This window comes from Micromonospora sp. C97 (assembly GCF_018070385.1).
GTDB lineage: Bacteria > Actinomycetota > Actinomycetes > Mycobacteriales > Micromonosporaceae > Micromonospora > Micromonospora parva.
The window spans coordinates 144,211-162,466 of the sequence record NZ_JAGPXU010000013.1 but is presented as its reverse complement, the minus strand read 5'-3'; the positions used below and the strand labels follow the sequence as shown (position 1 = coordinate 162,466).

20 protein-coding genes are annotated in these 18,256 nt (G+C 72.1%); 5 read left to right on the top strand and 15 right to left on the bottom strand.

From position 1 onward, the window contains the following. Nucleotides 1-35 precede the first annotated feature (35 nt). Both KBX26_RS19140 and KBX26_RS19135 read left to right on the top strand, forming a co-directional pair. The gene (locus KBX26_RS19140; RefSeq protein ID WP_210866034.1) at nt 36-2,183 is read left to right on the top strand and encodes a M14 family zinc carboxypeptidase; all 2,148 of its coding nucleotides are present in this window, start codon (nt 36-38) and stop codon (nt 2,181-2,183) included. Between the two features lie 95 nt (nt 2,184-2,278). After that, the gene (locus KBX26_RS19135; protein ID WP_210866033.1) at nt 2,279-2,545 is read left to right on the top strand and encodes a hypothetical protein; all 267 of its coding nucleotides are present in this window, start codon (nt 2,279-2,281) and stop codon (nt 2,543-2,545) included. A gap of 167 nt (nt 2,546-2,712) precedes the next feature. On the opposite strand, the gene KBX26_RS19130 is transcribed toward KBX26_RS19135, so the two are convergent. Continuing rightward, nucleotides 2,713-3,258, bottom strand: coding sequence for a hypothetical protein (locus tag KBX26_RS19130; RefSeq protein ID WP_210866032.1), 546 nt, complete (start codon nt 3,256-3,258; stop codon nt 2,713-2,715). A 137-nt stretch (nt 3,259-3,395) separates the two neighbouring features. On the opposite strand from KBX26_RS19130, the gene KBX26_RS19125 reads away from it, so the two are divergent. Continuing rightward, nucleotides 3,396-3,737, top strand: coding sequence for a hypothetical protein (locus tag KBX26_RS19125; RefSeq protein ID WP_210866031.1), 342 nt, complete (start codon nt 3,396-3,398; stop codon nt 3,735-3,737). Nucleotides 3,738-3,747: 10 nt separating this feature from the next. Here KBX26_RS19125 and KBX26_RS19120 read toward each other — a convergent pair whose 3' ends face one another. From KBX26_RS19120 to KBX26_RS19105, 4 genes are all read right to left on the bottom strand, one after another. After that, a complete protein-coding gene (locus KBX26_RS19120; RefSeq protein WP_030333518.1) occupies nt 3,748-4,215 on the bottom strand; it encodes a ribose-5-phosphate isomerase in 468 nt (155 codons plus the stop codon). An 85-nt stretch (nt 4,216-4,300) separates the two neighbouring features. Then, nucleotides 4,301-5,500, bottom strand: coding sequence for a DUF1015 family protein (locus KBX26_RS19115; protein WP_210866030.1), 1,200 nt, complete (start codon nt 5,498-5,500; stop codon nt 4,301-4,303). Nucleotides 5,501-5,579: 79 nt separating this feature from the next. Next, nucleotides 5,580-6,089, bottom strand: a complete 510-nt coding sequence (locus KBX26_RS19110; RefSeq protein WP_051708588.1) for a hypothetical protein — start codon at nt 6,087-6,089, stop codon at nt 5,580-5,582. Between the two features lie 180 nt (nt 6,090-6,269). Further along, nucleotides 6,270-6,896, bottom strand: coding sequence for a DsbA family protein (locus tag KBX26_RS19105; RefSeq protein ID WP_210861360.1), 627 nt, complete (start codon nt 6,894-6,896; stop codon nt 6,270-6,272). A gap of 220 nt (nt 6,897-7,116) precedes the next feature. Here KBX26_RS19105 and pepN point away from each other — a divergent pair, with 220 nt between their 5' ends. Then, entirely contained in the window at nt 7,117-9,666 is a 2,550-nt protein-coding gene (gene pepN / locus KBX26_RS19100) for an aminopeptidase N (RefSeq protein ID WP_030333511.1), read from the top strand. Between the two features lie 83 nt (nt 9,667-9,749). Beyond that, entirely contained in the window at nt 9,750-10,313 is a 564-nt protein-coding gene (locus KBX26_RS19095) for a Uma2 family endonuclease (RefSeq protein WP_210866029.1), read from the top strand. A gap of 68 nt (nt 10,314-10,381) precedes the next feature. On the opposite strand, the gene KBX26_RS19090 is transcribed toward KBX26_RS19095, so the two are convergent. The 10 genes from KBX26_RS19090 to KBX26_RS19045 all read right to left on the bottom strand — a co-directional run bounded on the left by KBX26_RS19090 (nt 10,382) and on the right by KBX26_RS19045 (nt 18,246). Beyond that, the gene (locus KBX26_RS19090) at nt 10,382-10,789 is read right to left on the bottom strand and encodes a DUF5130 family protein (RefSeq protein WP_030333506.1); all 408 of its coding nucleotides are present in this window, start codon (nt 10,787-10,789) and stop codon (nt 10,382-10,384) included. Continuing rightward, the gene (locus KBX26_RS19085; protein WP_030333505.1) at nt 10,776-11,072 is read right to left on the bottom strand and encodes a hypothetical protein; all 297 of its coding nucleotides are present in this window, start codon (nt 11,070-11,072) and stop codon (nt 10,776-10,778) included. Before KBX26_RS19085 ends, KBX26_RS19090 begins: the two co-directional genes overlap by 14 nt. Nucleotides 11,073-11,147: 75 nt before the next feature. Then, nucleotides 11,148-12,611 (bottom strand): amidase, encoded by a 1,464-nt coding sequence (locus tag KBX26_RS19080; RefSeq protein WP_210866028.1) that lies wholly within the window; start codon nt 12,609-12,611, stop codon nt 11,148-11,150. Nucleotides 12,612-12,696: 85 nt separating this feature from the next. Then, complete coding sequence (locus tag KBX26_RS19075; protein WP_030333501.1) at nt 12,697-13,698, bottom strand: amidohydrolase family protein; 1,002 nt, start codon at nt 13,696-13,698, stop codon at nt 12,697-12,699. Further along, the gene (locus KBX26_RS19070) at nt 13,698-14,222 is read right to left on the bottom strand and encodes a 3-hydroxyanthranilate 3,4-dioxygenase (protein WP_030333499.1); all 525 of its coding nucleotides are present in this window, start codon (nt 14,220-14,222) and stop codon (nt 13,698-13,700) included. The genes KBX26_RS19075 and KBX26_RS19070 overlap by 1 nt, the downstream gene beginning before the upstream one ends. Continuing rightward, a complete protein-coding gene (locus tag KBX26_RS19065; RefSeq protein ID WP_030333497.1) occupies nt 14,219-14,641 on the bottom strand; it encodes a RidA family protein in 423 nt (140 codons plus the stop codon). Before KBX26_RS19065 ends, KBX26_RS19070 begins: the two co-directional genes overlap by 4 nt. Next, nucleotides 14,638-15,411, bottom strand: a complete 774-nt coding sequence (locus KBX26_RS19060) for a 2-keto-4-pentenoate hydratase (protein WP_030333495.1) — start codon at nt 15,409-15,411, stop codon at nt 14,638-14,640. Before KBX26_RS19060 ends, KBX26_RS19065 begins: the two co-directional genes overlap by 4 nt. Next, entirely contained in the window at nt 15,408-16,523 is a 1,116-nt protein-coding gene (gene dmpG / locus KBX26_RS19055) for a 4-hydroxy-2-oxovalerate aldolase (protein ID WP_210866027.1), read from the bottom strand. The genes KBX26_RS19060 and dmpG overlap by 4 nt, the downstream gene beginning before the upstream one ends. Further along, entirely contained in the window at nt 16,520-17,452 is a 933-nt protein-coding gene (locus KBX26_RS19050; protein ID WP_210866026.1) for an acetaldehyde dehydrogenase (acetylating), read from the bottom strand. The genes dmpG and KBX26_RS19050 overlap by 4 nt, the downstream gene beginning before the upstream one ends. After that, nucleotides 17,449-18,246 carry a 2-keto-4-pentenoate hydratase gene (locus KBX26_RS19045; protein ID WP_030333489.1) on the bottom strand — a complete coding sequence of 266 codons (798 nt, stop codon included), beginning with the start codon at nt 18,244-18,246 and terminating at the stop codon, nt 17,449-17,451. The genes KBX26_RS19050 and KBX26_RS19045 overlap by 4 nt, the downstream gene beginning before the upstream one ends. Between the last annotated feature and the right edge of the window lie 10 nt (nt 18,247-18,256).

Below are 18,256 nucleotides of genomic sequence, written 5' to 3'. Positions count from 1 at the left end.
GACCACGCACATCTACGTCCGTCACAGGAGGGCACATGATCGTCCGACGACGGTGGACAGCTGCCGCCACCACAGCGATCCTGATCAGCGCGGTGCTGTCCCATCCCGGTTCGGCAGCGGCGGCACCCGCTGCCCCGGCCAGCCCGATCACCCTGACCGCCACCGAGACCGCCCTGGTCCGGGTCCAGCTCCGCGATCAGGCCCAACTGGACCGGCTCGTCGCCGCCGGCGCGGACCTGGCCAACCGACCCCGCGCCCGCGACGGGCGGATCCTCGCCGACCTGGTGCTCACCGGTACGCAGCTCGCCGAACTGACCGCGCAGGGCGCGACCGCCGTGCAGGTCGTGCAGCGTGCCGGAGACGGCACCCGGAACTACGCCGACAGCGTCCGCGCGGCTCAGGCCCGCACCGCCGCCGGCCTGCGTACGCCGGCCGCCGGCCAGCGGTCCACCGCCGCCGCCACTGCCGTGGACACCCTCCAGGTGCAGCAGGCGTACTGGTGGACCATCGGAGGGCAGACCTTCCTGCAGGCCCAGGTGGCCACCACCGCCACCGACGACCCGGACGTGGAGATCACGGTCAGCTGGCGGACGGCGGACGGCGCCACCGGGTCGTTCCCGCTGTACCGGTTCGAGGACTCGGGCGAGTACCAGTACCACTACAACCTTCCCCAGCCGGTGCCGAACCGGCCGGTCCAGTTGACCGCCACCTCCAGCCTCGGCGGGGTCAGCCGGGTGGTCACGCCGGCGCTCTGGCCGAACGTCTCCCCGCCCCCGCTGCCGGCCGGCTACCAGAAGGACTTCATCGACGCGTACCTCACGCCGATCGACATCCAGGCGCGGATCAAGCGCCTGGCCCGCCAGTACCGGGACCTCGTCGACGTGATCGACCTGCCGAACAGGACCCAGGGATACCGACGCAACGCCGCCGGCTACCTGGGCGACCCGGCGGTGGCCGCCGTGGTGGTCGAGTCGGTCCGCTTCGGCGACCAGAACATGAACGGCGTACAGGTGCGGACGGTCGACCCGGGCCGGGCGAACCGACCGCTGACCGTCAACTACCGCGACCGCGTCCTCACCGTCTCGCTGGCCACCGACACCGCTGGCAAGACGGTGAGCACCACCGACGAGGTGGCGGCGGCGATCAACGCCCGCCAACCGGAGCGGTTCCGGGCCACCGTCGAGGACGGCTCGGCCGGGCTGCCGATGCCCGTCGCCGGCCCCACCCGACTCGACGACGGCCTCCAGGGCACCGAGGTGCCCGCCCGGCCGTGGACGGTGCAGGCGCTGCGCCTCGGCGTACACCGGGACGGCTCCCGGGTCGGGGTGCTCGCGTACTCCCAGGAACACGCCCGCGAGTGGGCCACCCCACTGGTGACGCTGGAGTTCGCCGAGCGGATGCTGGCCAACGCCCGCACCGACCCGGCCACCCGTGAACTGCTGGAACAGGTCGACATCTTCGTCATCCCGACGGTCAACCCGGACGGCGCGAACTACTCGTTCAACGACTTCAACTTCCAGCGCAAGAACCTGGTCAACCACTGCACCGGGGCGGCCCGCGACCCGAAGAACCGCACCTCGTGGGGCGTCGACATCAACCGCAACTACACCGTCGGGTCGTACTTCGACGGCTACGTGGGCGCCAGCGCGAACTGCCTGTCCGGCAACTACGCGGGCACCGCCGAGCTGTCCGAGGCGGAGAGCAGCAACGTGATCGCGCTCGCCAAGGACCACCCGAACATCAAGTTCGCGATGAACGTGCACTCCTACGGCGGGTACTTCATGTGGCCGCCCGGGGCGTACCGGGCCGATGGGCGGATCACCCTGCCCCGGCCGTCGATCGACGAGTCGACGCTGTTCCTCAACAGCGCCCGGCGGATCGTCGGCGCCATCGCACAGGAGCGCGGCACCGTGACCTGGCCGTCGCAGACCGGACCGGTCGCCGACGTGCTCTACTCCGCCGCCGGCAACTCGGCCGACCAGCTCTACTACGAGCTGGGCATCTTCGCCTGGGACTTCGAGGTCGGCAACGACCGGTGGAACCCGGCGACCAACCAGTGGGAGGGCGTCGGCTTCCAGCCGCCGTTCGACGAGGCGCACGGCGAATCCCAGGAGTACGCCGGCGGACTGGTGGAGATGGTCCGGGTGGCCCGCGACTACGCCGCCGCGGAATCCGCCGGCTGATCCCTCAGCGGGTGCCGCGTCCACTCATTGGGCGCGGCACCCGCTGGGCGGATTTCACCCGTTTCCGCCAGATGCCTGGCGGGTAGGGGCCCTGCATGGACACCAACATCACAGCCCACCTGGTGGGCGGCCCCCGAGACGGCAGCACGCACGAGACCGGCGACGAGGCACTCGTCGAGGTGAAGATCGACGGCCTGATGCACCGCTACATCAGGACCACCAAGCAGCACGACGATGGTCGACCGCTCTACAACTACGACGGCGCGGTCGCCCCGGACGGCGGCGAGCCCGGCGTCGAGGACCCGGCCGCCCGGGTCGCGTCGCCCCGAGCCGACGCCGAGGGGCACGGCGGCACCCACTGACCGCTGCACCATCGCGGGCACCCGAGCCCTCGAAGGAGGTACCGGTCGGAGCGGCCGGCCACGGATGAACCGCTACCGGCCGGGTAAGCAGCGACCTTGCCTGGTGGGGAGACGACCGGGTGCACGGGTGGGCGGGCATCGACCGGCCCGCCCGTGCACGCTCCGGATCAGTTCGAGGAGATCCAGTTCCAGGCCGAGACGACCCACTCGGTCTGCTGGAGCCACGCCACCCCCAGGCCGGCGAGAAAAACCGCCGTCGCCAGGTGGGCACCCCGGGCGCTGCGCCGGACCCGGCCCAGCTGCCGTTCCAGCACCACCCTGCCGACCAGCCGGGACAGGGCGAACAGGCCGACCGCCACCAGCAGGCTGAGCACCAACACCAGCAGCGGGCCGCTCAGGTCACCCTGGCCGGACAGCGCCCAGATCCCCCAACACACGAACGCGAAGAGGCCGGCCGCCGCGCTCCACTCACCGCCGCGCCGCAGTTGCGCCATTCGCGAGCTCAGCGAGCGGCGTGGCACCGGCCCGTCGGGCCAGCCCGTGCCGGTCGGCTCCTCGGCGACCACCGGGAACGGCTCCGTCCGCGGGGTGCGCGGCTGACCCACCGGGGCGACCCCCCGACGGAACCCGTCGCGCTGCGGCGGCACCCCGACGCCGGCCTGCGGTGGCACCTCCACGGTCCGCTCCGCCCACGGCTGCGTCTGGTCTGCCATCTCGTCCTCCCCCTGACCGACGGCAACGACACCGCCTGGATTCGAGGGTAGCCAGCCGGCAAATCGGTCGCCGACCCCGGCCGGGACGCGCAGCCCACGACGGTGCCGGATCACACCGGGCAGGGTACGGTCGGCTGATGGGTGACAGCGACCGACGACGGCGACGGCTGCGCCACCCCGCCGACTCCGAGACGGCCCGACCGGGTGCCGACGGCCCGGCCGCCAGCACCGCGGGCGTGCACGACGGTGACGACCCGCCCGCACGACGCAGGGGCGCGGGCGGCGACGAGCGCGACGGCGAGCGGGGGCTGCGCGGGTTGGTCGGTTCCGGCTCGTCCCAGGTGGGGCTGAGCGCCGCGCTACGGGCCCGGGATGCGGCCCGCCCCAACGACGACGACCTGGCCGAGGCGGAGGCCCGCGTGGTGGTGGTCCGCCGCAACTGGGTGCCCCGCGAGGAGCTGCCCCGCTCGCCGCGCTGAGCGCCGCCCGTCAGGGCAGGTCGGGCAGCTTGCGGGTCTGCTCGTACTCGGCCACCTGGGCGATCCGGCGAGCGTGCCGCTCGTTGCCGGAGAACGGCGTGTTCAGGAACGCCTCGACGATGGCGGTCGCCTCGTCCAGCGTGTGCTGGCGGGCACCGACGGCGACCACGTTCGCGTCGTTGTGCTGGCGGGCCAGCTGAGCGGTCTCGACGCTCCAGGCCAGCGCGGCGCGGACGCCGGCGATCTTGTTCGCGGCGATCTGCTCACCGTTGCCGGAGCCACCGATGACCACTCCGAGGCCCGTCTCGTCGGCCACCACCTGGTCGCCGGTGTGCAGGCAGAACGTGGGGTAGTCGTCGTCCGGGTCGTAGGCGTGCGGGCCGACGTCGACCACGTCGTACCCCTGCATGGCCAGGTGGTTGGCCAGGTGCACCTTCAACTCGAAACCGGCGTGATCGGATCCCAGGTAGACGCGCATACCGGGAAGTCTGTCAGGCCGCGCCCGGGGACGTCACAGGGGCGTCCCCGGGCGCGGGTTCGTCACACGGTCGTGCGGACGGCGCTCATCGCGGCAGCTCGGCGACGACCAGACCGCCGCGCGCCTTCGGGGTGAACCAGGTGCTCTTGCGGGGCATCTTCTCCCTGGCCAGGTTGACGGCGACGAAATCCGCCACGGTCACCGGGGCGATCAGGATGGCCAACTCGGCCCGCCCGGCGTCCACCTCACCGGTGAGCCAGCTCGCCGGGTAGTCACCGCCAACGTAGGTGATCCGCTTGTCGCCCGGGTCCAGACCGAGCGCGTCGCGCAGCACCAGACGCTCGACCAGGGCGTGGTCCAGGTTCTCCAGGCGGGCGGAGGCCGTGGCGGGCAGGCGCACCGCGTACCCCTGGCCGTCGAGGCGGAGGTGCACGGTGCCGCCGGTCGCCGGGACCTCGACCGGGCCGTCGATCGGCTCGACCTCGGCGCCCGCGGCCCGCAGCCGGTCGAGCAGCTCGGCGGGGGTGGTGGTCAGCTCGCTGACCAGCCGGTTGTACGGCTGGATGGCCACCGACGCGGGAGTGGTGACCACGGCCAGGAAGCGCGGCAGCCCTCCGGTCTGGGCGGCCAGGCTGCGGTGGTTGCCGTCCGCGACGACCAGGTCGCCGCCACCGGCGAGCGCTGTCAACGTGGTCTGCTCCGGGCCGGGGCCGAGCAGCCAGATCGCGTGCGTGCGCCCCGCCTGGTCGGTGTCCGTCGCGGCGGGCGCACCGGCCGCGTCGGTCGCCGCCGCGAGCGCCGCGTGCAGCTCATCGCCACGCCCGGTCTGCAGCAGGAGTACGGGTGAGAGCAGGTGGCCCAGCGCGTCGGCCAGCGCCACCCGCTCGCGGACCTTGGCGATGAAGACGTCCTCGTTGCGGATGACCAGGCCCGGCTCGTCCGCCCGGGTGGAGATCTGGTCGGTGTCCACCATCGCGAACATCCCGTACGCCGGCTCCTCGCCGGGCGCGCTGATCCGGTAGAGCACCACCACCTGCTCGGCGGGGGTGTAACTGCCGTCGGCCTTGGCTTCGGCGAGGCGGGACACCGCGTCCGGCAGCGCGTCGAGGAACGACTTGCCCAGGCTCTGCGGGGCGCGATGCGGCATTTCGATGCCGAGAGCACTGTGCGGGTTCGACTCGATGATCGCGGTGATCTCCGCGTCGTCGGCGAACTCGTCGTAGTTCTGCGCGCCGGTGCCGCCAGTGGTGACCCAGGCCCGGGTGATCGGATGCACGACCGTCATACCCACTGACGCTACCGGCGACGGTGTCGCCGCCGACGGGGACCCGCAGGGCGTCCACCAGATGAAAGCGCCCTGTCGGTCAGCCGGCGCGGTCGGACGTGCCCCGGCGGTGTCGACCCGCGCTCACCGGCCCACCGTTGCCGCGTCGACCGCTCCCGATCGGCCCGGTGTTCACGGAGCGGCGGGGCGACGTGGGCGGCCCCGGCACGGGACGGTCCGGGGGCGGCGTCGGAACGGGCCTCGGGTTCAGCGGCGGCGTCGGCACCGGACGCGGCGGAGCCGGCGGCGGGGGCGCGGGTTCGGCCGGTGCCGCCCCCGACGGCACCAGCGCCGGCACGTCCGCCGGCACGGCGTCGGCGGGCGACGGGAGCGGGTCGACCACCGCGGGCGGGGTGAGCCGGGAGGTCACCGGGACCCGCGCCACGCCCACCACGATGGGCGGCGCGAGCAGATCCACCAGATGGGCGGGAAGATCCGGGCGGACCGTCGGCCAGCGGGAGTCGTCGACGGACCAGTAGTCCGCGCCGGGAGGTTCGATCACCCCCTGCCGGGTCGACTGTTCGTCACCGGACGCGCGGTGCTTGGCCATCGGGAATGCCTCCACGAGCTGCGGCGTGCGGCCCTACGGGTCGCTGCGGCGGACACCGAGGGAAACGACGCCGCCCGCCTCCCGGTGACGCCACGACCGCCCGCCGACCTCGGCACCCGACCCGAAACGCCCCCGTCCACGCAGCTGAAGCGGCACGGACGGGGGCGCGGTGGCCGTCGCTCAGTCGAAGATCGGGTCCTGCTCCCGGGTGCGCTTGAGCTCGTAGAAGCCCGGGGTGCCGGCGACCAGCAGCACGCCGTCCCAGAGCCGGCCGGCGGCCTCCCCCTTCGGAGCCGGGGTGATCACCGGGCCGAAGAACGCGACAGGAGCGCCGTCCGGGCCGGGCGCGTGCACGACCGGAGTGCCCACGTCCTGTCCGACCGGGCGCATGCCCGCCTCGTGGCTGGCCCGCAGCGCCTCGTCGTAGTCGGTGCTGTCGGCGGCCGCGGCCAGCGCCGGGTCCAGGCCGGCGTCGGTGAGCGCGGCCACGTACAGCTCGGTGTTCCGCTCCTGCTTCTGCAGGTGGATCCGGGTGCCGAGCGCGGTGTAGAGCGGGCGCAGCACCTCGTTGCCGTGGCGCTGCTCGGCGGCGATGCAGAGCCGCACCGGGCCCCACGCCGTCTTCAGGAACTCCTTGTACTCCTCGGGCAGTTCCTCGCGGCCGTCGTTGAGCACGGCGAGGCTCATCACGTGGAACCGGATATCCACATCCCGGACCTGCTCGACCTCGAGCAGCCAGCGTGAGGTGATCCATGCCCACGGGCAGGCCGGGTCGAACCACATGTCGGCGGTGACACGTTCGGTCACGGTGAGATCCCTTCACAACGGGTGGCGCCGGGAGTCGGCGTCTCAGAAGAATCTTCACCCCGCAGCACATCGACCGGCACCCGAATGAGAGCGTGACCTCGGCCACCGCGGGCTGCCCGTACATGGAAGACTCGAATCGGGCCGGCCGTCACGAGCGGTAGGCGAACGGGCGCCGCCGGGCGTACGGCGACACGTGGGATGGAGACGAACAGTGCCGGGAGTGCGCAACCTGACGCAGGTCGAGGCGACCGAGCGGGCACGCCTGCTCAACGTGACGGGGTACGACATCAGTCTGGACCTGTCCACCGCCGTGCTGGCGGCCGACGGTCGCACGTTCTCCTCGACGACCGAGGTTCGGTTCCGCTGCTCCGAACCGGGGGCGAGCACGTTCATCGAGTTGGCCGCCGAGTCGGTGCGGTCCGCGACGCTGAACGGCACGCCCGTCGACCTCTCCGACTGGTCCGCCGAGAAGGGCCTGACACTGTCCGGTTTGGACAGCGACAACGTCCTGGTGGTCGAGGCCGACTTCGGTTACTCCAACAGCGGTCAGGGCCTGCACCGGACGGTCGACCCGGTGGACGGGGAGACGTACCTGTACAGCCAGTTCGAGACGGCCGACGCGCAGCGGGTGTACGCCTGCTTCGACCAGCCCGACCTGAAGAGCGTCTACACCTGGCACGTCACCGTGCCGGCGCACTGGCGGGCGGTGTCCAACATGCCCGTGCAGCGCGAGGAGCCGGCGGGTGAGGCGCTCAAGACGCTGCACTTCGCCGAGTCGCCCCGGATGAGCACCTACATCACGGCGATGTGCGCCGGGCCGTACCACGAGGTGCGCGACGCCCACGACGGCATCGACCTGGGGGTGTTCTGCCGGGCGTCGATGGCGCGGTACCTGGACTCCGACGACCTGTTCCTGATCACCAAGCAGGGCTTCGACTTCTTCCACGAGAAGTTCGGGGTGCGCTACCCGCTGCCGAAGTACGACCAGCTCTGGGTGCCCGACTTCAACGCCGGCGCGATGGAGAACTTCGGCTGCGTGACGCACGCCGAGTCGCACTACCTGTTCCGCTCGCAGGTCACCGACTTCGAGTACGAGCAGCGGGCCAACACGATCCTGCACGAACTGGCCCACATGTGGTTCGGTGACCTGGTCACCATGCGCTGGTGGAACGACCTGTGGCTCAACGAGTCGTTCGCCGAGTGGGCCAGCCACTGGTGCAACACCAACGCGACCCGGTTCACCGAGGCGTGGACGACCTTCCTGTCCATCCGGAAGAACTGGGGCTACCGGCAGGACCAGCTCTCCTCCACCCACCCGGTCTACACCGAGATGCCGGACATGGAGGCCGTGGAGGTCAACTTCGACGGCATCACCTACGCCAAGGGCGCGAGCGTGCTCAAGCAGCTTGTCGCCTACGTGGGTGAGGAGCCGTTCGTGGCCGGGCTGCGGGCCTACTTCGGCAAGCACGCCTGGGGCAACGCCACCTTCGACGACCTGCTCACCGAACTGGAGGCCGCATCCGGCCGGGAGCTGCGCAAGTTCGCCGCGCAGTGGTTGGAGACCGCGCAGGTCAACACGCTGCGACCGGAGGTGACCATCGGGGCGGACGGCACGTACGAGCAGGTGCTGGTGCGACAGGAGGCGCCGGCGGCGTACCCGACGCTGCGTACGCACCGGATCGGCGTGGGCCTGTACGACCTGACCGACGGGCGGCTGGTCCGTCGGGAGCGGTACGAGGTGGACGTGACCGGCGAGCACACGGATCTCGCCCCGCTGCGCGGTGTCCGGGCGGCCGACGTGCTGCTGCTCAACGACGACGACCTCAGCTACACCAAGCTGCGCCTCGACGAGCGCTCGATGGCGACAGTGGTGCAGCACATCGGTGGCTTCGACTCGTCGCTGGCCCGCGCGCTCTGCTGGACCGCCGCGTGGGACATGATCCGCGACGCCGAACTGTCCGCCCGCGACTACGTGGCGCTGACGCTGAGCGGGCTGCCCGCGGAGACCGACATCAACCTGGTCACCGCCACCCTGCGGCAGGCGACCACCGCGCTCACCCTGTACGCCGACCCGGCCTGGGCGCCCACCGGCTGGGCCGACCTGGCCCGTACCGCCCGCGACGCGCTCGCCGCCGCCGAGCCCGGCAGCGGGTTCCAGTTGGCCTGGGCCCGCGCGTTCACCTCGGCGGTCCGCTCCGAGGAGGACCTGGCGACGCTGCGGGGTTGGTTGGACGGCACCGGCGTGCCGGCCGGGCTGACCGTCGACACCGAGCTGCGCTGGTCGGTCCTCGCCGCGCTGGTGGCCAACGGTGCCGCCGGCGCCGCCGAGATCGAGGCGGAGCTGAGCGGCGACCGTACGGCCAGTGGTGAGCGGGAGGCCGCGTACGCGCACGCGTTGATCCCGACGGCGGAGAACAAGGCCGCCGTGTGGGCCCTGCTCACCGGCCCGGACGCGCTGCCCAACTGGCGGCACCGGGCGCTGTTGCAGGGCTTCGCCCACCCGACGCAGGTGGAGCTGGTCACCCCGTACCGCGAGCGGTACTTCGCGGCGGTCGGGCAGGTGTGGGCCACCCGGGACAGCGAGCCGGCGCAGGAGTTCGCCCAGCTGGCGTACCCCACCTACCTGGTGGCGGACGACACGGTGGCGGCCACCGACGCGTGGCTGGCCGGCGACGGGCACCCCGCCCCGCTGCGTCGGCTGGTGGCCGAGGGTCGCGACGGTGTGGTGCGGGCGTTGAAGGCCCGCGCGAAGGACGCGCAGAGCGCCTGAGCATCGAGTACGTGGCCCGGGCCGGCGTGGGTGCGAACCGACGCCGGCCCGGGCCATTATGGTTGCGAGAGGAGGTGAACGCGATGGCACAGCCGACCTACGAGTGGCGACCCCCTGCGCGCGCGTGGCGTGAGCAGGACCTGTTCCACCTGCCTGAGGACGGGAACCGCTACGAGATCGTCGACGGGAGCCTGCACGTAACACCTCCAGCCGGTCCCGAGCACCATGAGCTGGCGGACGACATCCGGATGGCGATCCGCCTGGCCGCGCCCACAGGTTGGCGGGTGATCCGGGAGATCGGGGTACGGGTCCCGGGCGGCAATCTCCTCCCTGACCTGACGGTGTTGCGGCCAGACGCACCGCGCGAGCGGATGTGGGCCGAGCCGGCGGACATCGGTCTCGTCCTGGAAGTCGAGTCGACAGGAAGTCGTCGCCACGATCGGTTCACCAAGCCCGCCCTCTACGCCGAGGCTGGTATCGCACACTACTGGCGGGTGGAACGGGGCAACTTCGGCCCGGTGGTCTACCGCTACCGGCTCGGCGAGGGCGAGCACTATGAGCTGTTGGGCACCCTGGGTCCGAACGACCCAGTGAACGTGGACGAGCCGTGGCCGATGAAGCTGGACCCGTCTGCCTGGCCGCGCTGAGACAAACACCCGGACAGACCGAAGCCCGGCCCGCTGCACGCGGGGCCGGGCTTCGTCGTCTGTGTAGCTCAGCCCTTGCCGGCGTGGCTGGCGAGCTGGTCGAGGCCGTTGATGATGCCGCCGGCCAGGTCGCCGCCGCTGAACGCGCCGACCATGGAGAGTGCGGCCAGCTTGGCGTACGTGTCGGGGATGCGCTTGCGGGCGTACCGCCCGGTGACGATCTCCAACTGCCGCTGGTTGGGCGACACGGCGATCAGCACCGACTTGTCGGGCTCGGCGAGCTGACGGTGCAGCCGCTGGGCGTGCTCGCGGATCGGCTCGTCGAGACCGCCGACGAAGACCGAGAACACCAGGCCGGTGCCCTTGTCGGCCAGGCGCAACGCCTCGTCGATGCGCAGCAACTGGCGGGTCGAGAACGGCCCGTCCAGCACCTCGGGCGGATTTTCCGACCCGGCCTGCTTCTCACCAACGGTCACTTGCGCCTCCGGTTCCACCGGCCGGCGCCTCGACGCTGGCCTTCTCAAGCTTGTGGCTGGTCAGCGCGGGCGCCTGCGCCCCCGCCGTCAGCGCGGTGCCGGCCGAGTCGGCCAGCTGCTCCGGGCGGCCCAGGAACCAGACCGGAGTGAAGTCGAAGGGCCGGCCCGGCCGGTAGCGCTTGGCGTGACCGCCACCGCCGGTGGCACCCCCACGGCTACCGGCGTACGACAGGCCGGCGATGACCAGCACCGCTGCCAACGGGATGCCGACGAAGACCAGCAACGTCTCGGTAACAGACAATCCCAACGCCCCCAGGCGGAAGAAGGACGACCTTGAAAAACCGGGTCGGATGGACGATCACGCTGCCGACCGCCCGACTCCGTCGCCATTCACGTTAGCGGAGTCGACGGCCCGCCAGATTGCGGGGTGCCGATCCCATCCGTCACTGGAGTTCTCCAGTTGCGCAGCGGTAGCGATAAGCCGCGCGTCGTCGCCGTACCGGCCGGTGAGCAGCACCCCGACGGGCAGTCCGTCGGTGGTGCTGCCCAGCGGCAGGGAGACGGAGGGATCGCCGGTGACGTTGAAGATGGCGCAGTAGGGCGAGAACCGGCGTTGCCGGTCGAAGTCGGCGGCTGGGTCCGCGTCGGCGCTGAACCAGCCGACCGGCGCCTGCGGGGTGGCCAGGGTGGGGCAGAGGAGCAGGTCGCAGCCAGCGGTGCGACGGGTGCCCAGGCGGACCTGCGCCTGCAACTCCCCGAGGGTGGCGGCCAGGGTGCCGGCGGAGAGCTCGGCGCCCCGGGCCCGCAGCAGCCGGGTCAACGGCAGCAGCTCCGCCTCCCGCTGCGGCGGCACCGGGGCGAGCGCCAGCACGTACCAGAGGATCTCGAACAGCGGCCACGCCGCCGGCCCGAGCGGCGGCGGCACCTCGACCACCTCGTGGCCGGCCGCCGTGAGCAACGTGGTGGCCCGGTCCACGGCGGCGACGCAGTCGGGGTGCACCGGCTCGTCGGCGAGCATCGGCGTGGTGAACCGGCCGATCCGCAGCGGACCGGGCTCGGCCCGGCGCGCGACGGCCAGGTAGCCGCCGGGCGGCGCGACCGGCGGCAGGTAGGGCTCGCCGGGGACCGGGACGGCCATGACGTCGAGCAGCGCGGCGACGTCGGTGACCGTCCGCCCGAGCGGACCGCTGATGGGCAGGCCGAACGCGCCGGAGCCGACCGGCCCGCCGGAGACGAGGCCCCGACTGGGCTTGTAGCCGACCAGGCCACAGAGCGACGCCGGGATGCGTAGCGACCCGCCGCCGTCGGACCCCTGGGCGACCGGGACCAGCCCGGCCGCGACCGCCGCCGCCGCGCCGCCACTGGACCCACCCGCGGTGTACGCCAGCTGCCACGGGTTGCGGGCCGGTGGCGCGACCCGGCCCTCCGAGTAGAGCGAACAGCCCAGCTCGGAGGTGGTCGTCTTGCCCAGGCTGACCAGACCGGCGGCCTTGATGAACCGGACCACGTCGGCGTCGACCGGCGGGACGAAATCGGCGAACGCCGCCGAGCCGAAGGTGGTGCGCACCCCGGCGGTGAGGGTGAGGTCCTTGATCGCGGTCGGTACGCCGTGCAGCGGGCCGCGCTCCCCGGTCGGCACCGCGTCGGCGGCCCGTGCGGCCTGCCGGGCGAGATCCGGGGTGACGGTGACGAACGCGCCCACCGTGTCGCCGAGCGCCGCCACCCGGCTCAGGCAGTGCTCGACCAGGTCGACGCTGGACAGCTCGCCGCGCGCGATGGCGGCGGCCTGCTCCAACGCGGTCAGGTCGTGCGGTTCGGCCATCCCGCCATCCTGCCGCCCGTCGGCCCTTCGCGCAGCCGACACGCGCTGCCGTCCGGAATCGGACCAACCGGACGGCCCGGGTTGGTCAGCCGTGCAGGAAACGCAGGGCGTTGGCGGATCGGAGCTTGTCGCGCTGGGCGTCGGTGAGGAAGTCGGCCGCGTCGACAACCGCGCCGGCCGGCCGTTCGCCAAGCGGGTACGGGTAGTCGCTGCCGATCAGCACCCGGTCCTCCCCCATGGTGTCCACTAACAGCCGCAGCGCGGGCGGCGTGAAGACCACCGAGTCGACGCTGAACCGGTCGACGTAACTGCTGGGCGGGGCGGCGGACGCGCCCCGGACCAGGTCGCCGCGGCGGTGCCAGGCGTTGTCGGCGCGACCCAGCCAGAACGGGAAGCTGCCACCACCGTGCGCGAAGCAGATCCGCAGCGTCTGCGGCACCCGGTCGAAGACCCCGCCGAGGATCATCGCCAGCACCGACAGGTGCGTCTCGGCGGGCATCCCGGTGAGCCACCGGGCCATCCAGCGGTCCAGTCGCGGTCCGCCCGGCATGTCCCACGGGTGGACGAAGACGGGTGCGCCCACCTCGGCGCAGTGCTGCAGGAAGGTGACCACACCGGCGTCGTCCAGGTCGCGGTCGCCGACGTGGTTGCCGATCTCCACGCCCACGTGCCCGGCGGCGAGGCTGCGGTCCAGCTCGGCGCAGGCGGCGTCCGGGTCCTGCAACGGCACCTGGCAGAACGGCACCAGCCGGTCACCGCCGGCCGCGGTGACCTCCAGGGTCAGGTCGTTGAAGATCCGGGCGACCTTGACCGCCTGGTCGGCCGGGCGGTCGTAGCTGAAGAAGACCGGGGTCGGCGAGACCACCTGCACGGCCACCCCGTCGGCGTCCATGTCGGCCAGTCGCGTCGAGGCGTCCCAGCACTCCGCGCCGACCGGGCGGAACTCCGTCTCCCCCACCATGATCATGGCGGCGCGCTCGGAGTCCACCCGCAACCACGGCCAGCCGGACCCGCCGCACGCCGCGCCGAGGTCCGGCCACCCCTTCGGTACGACGTGCGTGTGCACGTCGACAACGGCTGCGGGCATCAGCCCTTACCCGGGTGCAGGGTGCCGCAGTTGGCGCAGGTGCGCGCCGCCTCGTCGGCGTAGAACGCCTGGAACACCGGCGGCAGGTCGGCGGCGATGTCGCGGACCTGCAACTCCACCTCGTGCACCTTGTGCCCGCACTCGGGGCAGTACCACTGGAACGTCTCCAGCGTGCCCTCCTCGCGGACCCGCTCGACGACCACGCCGATCGAGCCGGCCTCGGGCCGCTGCGGGGAGTGCGGGGTGTTGCGCGGCAGCATCCACATCTGACCCTCGCGCACGTGCACCGTACGCGGCCCCTCGGGAGTGACCAGGTTGATGTGCATGTTGCCCTTGACCTGGTAGAAGAACTCCTCGTACGGGTCCACGTGGAAGTCGGTGCGCTGATTCGGCCCGCCCACCACCATCACGATGAAGTCGTCCCCGCCGGGGAACATCTCCTTGTTGCCCACCGGGGGCTTCAACAGGTGCTGGTTGTCGGCGATCCAGCCCGGAAAGCTGAACGGCTCGGCGATCTCACTCACGACTGACCTCCCGAGGGAAGAAGGGCCACGGCCTGGATTTCGATCAGCAGGTGCGGGTGCGGCAGCTGGTGCACCGCCACCGTGGTACGGGTCGGTCCGGAGGCGTCGAAGAACTCCGCCCACACCTCGTTGTAACCACCGAAGTCATTCATGTTGACCAGGTACGTCGTCACCTGGACGAGGTCGGTGAGGTCCGCGCCGACCGAGCGCAGCAGATCGCCGATGTTCTCGATCACGGCCCGCGTCTGCACCCGGATGTCGAGGTTCGTGGTGCCGAACTCGTCCACCTCGACGCCCGCGAAGCTGTTGTCCGGCCGCCGGGACGACGTACCGGAGACGAAGACGAACCCACCCGCCACCTTGACGTGCGGAAACGCCCCCCGAGGAACAGCCTTCCCGGCGACGACCCGGGCGGTCACGACGACGCCCGGAGCGACGCCGTGCCGAGCTTCTCGACGACCGCGCGGACATGGGCACCGGGACGCAACGGCACCGCGGCGGTCGCGGCACCGGCCAGGAAGACCCACCCCGACTCCAGCCGCACCCCGTGCCCGCCCGCCAGCCGGATGCCCTCGTCGAGCGCCCGACGCGGGTCACCGAGGATCGCCGCCGTCGAGCCGACCTGCGCCACCCGCCCGTCGACCTCCAGCAGCACGCCGAGGTTGTCCAGCCCCGCCGGCACCGGCGACCACGGCCCGATCACGAAGGCGGCGGCAGAGGTGTTGTCAGCGATCACGTCCGGCAGGGAGAAGCGGAAGTCCGCGTACCGGGAGTCGATCAACTCGATGGCCGGGGCGACAGCGCGGACCGCCGTGGCGAAGTCGCCGACCGGTTCGCCCGGCTCGGGCAGCCGGTCCAGCAGGAACGCCACCTCCGGCTCGACGCGGGGATGGATGTACGCGGCCGGGTCCACGGCGCCGCCGTCGGGCACCCGCATCGCGTTGGTGAGCCGCCCCCAGATCACCTCGTCCACACCGACCTGGGCCATCTTCGCCCTGCTGGTCAGCCCCATCTTCAACCCGACCAACCGTTCACCGGCGTTCAGCCGGCGGTGCAGCAGCGCGGCCTGCACGGCGTACGCGGTGTCCACGTCGAGGCCGGTCTCGGCGGCGAGCTGCGGGATCGGGGTGGCCGTGTCGGCCGCCGTACCCAACTTCTCGGCGATCCCGGCGATGTCCGGTCCGATCATGCTGCGCCACCTTCCGTTCGCGGCTGCGGGGCTCGCAAACCCGGCTCGCTCACCGCCGACTCCTTGCCGGCCAGGTCGAGTGCGACGTCGACGATCATGTCCTCCTGACCGCCGACCATCCGGCGGCGGCCCAGCTCGACCAGGATCGACCGGACGTCCACGCCGTACTTCGCCGACGCCCGTTCGGCGTGCCGCAGGAAGCTGGAGTAGACCCCCGCGTACCCCAGGGAGAGCGTTTCCCGGTCCACCTGGACCGGCCGGTCCTGCAGCGGGCGGACGATGTCGTCGGCCGCGTCCATCAGCGCGAACACGTCGCAGCCGTGCTTCCAGCCGTGCAGCTCGGCGACCGCGACGAAGACCTCCAGCGGGGCGTTTCCGGCGCCCGCGCCCATGCCGGCGAGCGAGGCGTCGACCCGGACGGTCCGGCCGTGCGCCGCGTCGGGGCCGACCGGCGCGGACCCGGTGACCCGCCCGTGCTCGACGGCGAGCACGCTGTTGGCCACCCCGAGCGACAGGTTGTGGTGGGCGTGGATGCCGATCTGCGTGTCCGGGGCGAGGACCTGCCGGTACGCGTCGACTCGCTGCGCCACGTCGGACATCAGCAGCCGCCCGCCGGAGTCGGTGACGTAGACGCAGTGCGCGCCGTACGACTCCATCAGCTTGGCCTGACCGGCCAGCCCGGCCGCGTCGTTCATGTGCGACATCATCAGGAACCCGGCCACGTCCATGCCGTTCTCGCGGGCCCAGGAGATGTGCTGGGCGGAGATGTCCGCCTCGGTGCAGTGGGTGGCGACCCGCACGCTGGTTACCCCGAGCGCCTTCGCCGCCTTCAGGTCGGCGATGGTGCCGATGCCCGGCAGCAGCAGGGTGGTCAGTTTCGCGGTGGTCAGCACCTCGGCGGCTGCGGAGATCCACTCGGCGTCGCTGGCCGCGCCGTGACCGTAGTTGACGCTGGAACCGGCGAGCCCGTCACCGTGCGCCACCTCGATGGCGGCCACCCCGGCGGCGTCCAGCGCGGCGGCGATCGTCCGTACCTGGTCGACCGTGTACCGGTGGGCGATGGCGTGCATGCCGTCGCGCAGCGTCACGTCCTGGATGTACAGGTCGGTCATGCCACCGCTCCCGTCGACCGCAGGGCGACCAGCCGCTCCGCCGTACGCAGCGCGGCGGAGGTCATGATGTCCAGGTTGCCGGCGTACGCGGGCAGGTAGTGCCCGGCACCGGAGACCTCCAGGAAGACCGACACCTGCAACGCGGTGATCTGCCGCCCGAGCGTCGGCACGTACGTCTCGACCCGGTCGAACTGCACGTCCTGCTTGAGCCGGTAACCGGGCACGTACTCCTGCACCGTCGCCACCATGTCCGCCACCGAGGCCGCGATGGCACCGGTGTCGGCGTCGGCGTCCGGGCAGAGGCAGTAGACGGTGTCACGCATCAGCAGCGGCGGGTCCGCCGGGTTCAGCACGATGATCGCCTTGCCCCGTTCGGCCCCGCCGACCACCTCGATGGCCCGGGCCGTGGTCTCGGTGAACTCGTCGATGTTGGCGCGGGTGCCCGGCCCCGCGGACTTCGACGCGATCGACGCGACGATCTCGCCGTACGCCACCGGCGTGACACGACGGACGGCGGCGACGATCGGCACTGTGGCCTGCCCGCCGCAGGTCACCATGTTGACGTTCGGCTCGTGCAGGTGCTCGTCGAGGTTGACCGGCGGCACCACGTACGGGCCGAGCGCGGCCGGGGTCAGGTCGACCACAGTGCGGCCGTGCGCGCGCAGCACCTCGTCGTGACGTCGGTGCGCGCCGGCGGAGGTGGCGTCGAAGACCAGCTCGACGTCGGCGAACTCGGGCATCGCGACCAGCCCGTCCACACCGTCGGAGGTGGTGGCCACGCCGAGCCGGCGGGCCCGCGCCAGACCATCGGAGGCCGGGTCGATGCCGGCCATCGCCACCATCCGCAGGCTGTCGCTCAACCACAACACTTTGATCATCAGGTCGGTCCCGATGTTGCCGGAACCGAGCACCGCCACACCGACGCTCATGCCGAACCCTCCCTGCTGAAAGAGGTACGCACCGAGCCGAGCCCGGAGATGCGGGCCTCGTACGCGGCGCCCGGGGTGACCGGCACCATCGGACCGAGCGCCCCGGAGAGCACCACGTCACCGGCGCGCAGCGGGTCGCCGGCCCGGGCGAGGGTGCCGGCCAGCCACTGCAGGGCGTGCAGTGGGTTGCCCAGGCAGGCCGCGCCCGCACCGACGGAGACCGGCTCACCGGCGTGCTCCAGCACCATTCCGCACAGCCGCAGGTCGACGTCGGCGAGCCGGCGCGGCGTGGTGCCGAGCACGAAGAGCCCGCTGGAGGCGTTGTCGGCGACGGTGTCCACGATGGAGATGTCCCAGGCGGCGATCCGTGAGTCGACGATCTCGATCGCCGGCAGCACGTGGTCGACCGCGCGGATCAGGTCGACTGTGGTGAGCTGCGGGTTCGGGAGATCCTTGTCGAGCACGAAGGCGATCTCCGCCTCGACGCGGGGCTGGAGCAGCCGGTCGATGGGCACCTCGACCCCGTCGCCGACCGCCATCGCGTCGGTCAGCATGCCGAAGTCCGGCTGGAACACCCCGAAGGTCTCCTGCACCGCCCGGGAGGTCAACCCGATCTTCGCGCCGACCCGGCGTTCGCCGCGACCCTGCCAGGCCCGCGCCTGGAGCTGCTGCACCCGGTACGCGGACTCCACGTCGCCCTCCGGCAGCAGCCGGCCCCGCAACGGCGCGCACGGCTTGCCGGTGCTGCGGGCGTCGGCCAACTCCCGGTTGGCGGCCTCGATGTCAGCTTCCATGCCCGCTCCC

Coding starts and splice junctions, on each gene's coding strand:
- KBX26_RS19110 (WP_051708588.1), bottom strand. CDS start 6,089: ATGGCCAAGCACCGCGCGTCCGGTGACGAACAGTCGACCCGGCAGGGG.
- KBX26_RS19135 (WP_210866033.1), top strand. CDS start 2,279: ATGGACACCAACATCACAGCCCACCTGGTGGGCGGCCCCCGAGACGGC.
- KBX26_RS19130 (WP_210866032.1), bottom strand. CDS start 3,258: ATGGCAGACCAGACGCAGCCGTGGGCGGAGCGGACCGTGGAGGTGCCA.
- KBX26_RS19140 (WP_210866034.1), top strand. CDS start 36: ATGATCGTCCGACGACGGTGGACAGCTGCCGCCACCACAGCGATCCTG.
- dmpG (WP_210866027.1), bottom strand. CDS start 16,523: ATGACCGACCTGTACATCCAGGACGTGACGCTGCGCGACGGCATGCAC.
- KBX26_RS19080 (WP_210866028.1), bottom strand. CDS start 12,611: ATGGCCGAACCGCACGACCTGACCGCGTTGGAGCAGGCCGCCGCCATC.
- KBX26_RS19125 (WP_210866031.1), top strand. CDS start 3,396: ATGGGTGACAGCGACCGACGACGGCGACGGCTGCGCCACCCCGCCGAC.
- KBX26_RS19050 (WP_210866026.1), bottom strand. CDS start 17,452: ATGAGCGTCGGTGTGGCGGTGCTCGGTTCCGGCAACATCGGGACCGAC.
- KBX26_RS19045 (WP_030333489.1), bottom strand. CDS start 18,246: ATGGAAGCTGACATCGAGGCCGCCAACCGGGAGTTGGCCGACGCCCGC.
- KBX26_RS19120 (WP_030333518.1), bottom strand. CDS start 4,215: ATGCGCGTCTACCTGGGATCCGATCACGCCGGTTTCGAGTTGAAGGTG.
- KBX26_RS19075 (WP_030333501.1), bottom strand. CDS start 13,698: ATGCCCGCAGCCGTTGTCGACGTGCACACGCACGTCGTACCGAAGGGG.
- KBX26_RS19060 (WP_030333495.1), bottom strand. CDS start 15,411: ATGATCGGACCGGACATCGCCGGGATCGCCGAGAAGTTGGGTACGGCG.
- KBX26_RS19095 (WP_210866029.1), top strand. CDS start 9,750: ATGGCACAGCCGACCTACGAGTGGCGACCCCCTGCGCGCGCGTGGCGT.
- KBX26_RS19115 (WP_210866030.1), bottom strand. CDS start 5,500: ATGACGGTCGTGCATCCGATCACCCGGGCCTGGGTCACCACTGGCGGC.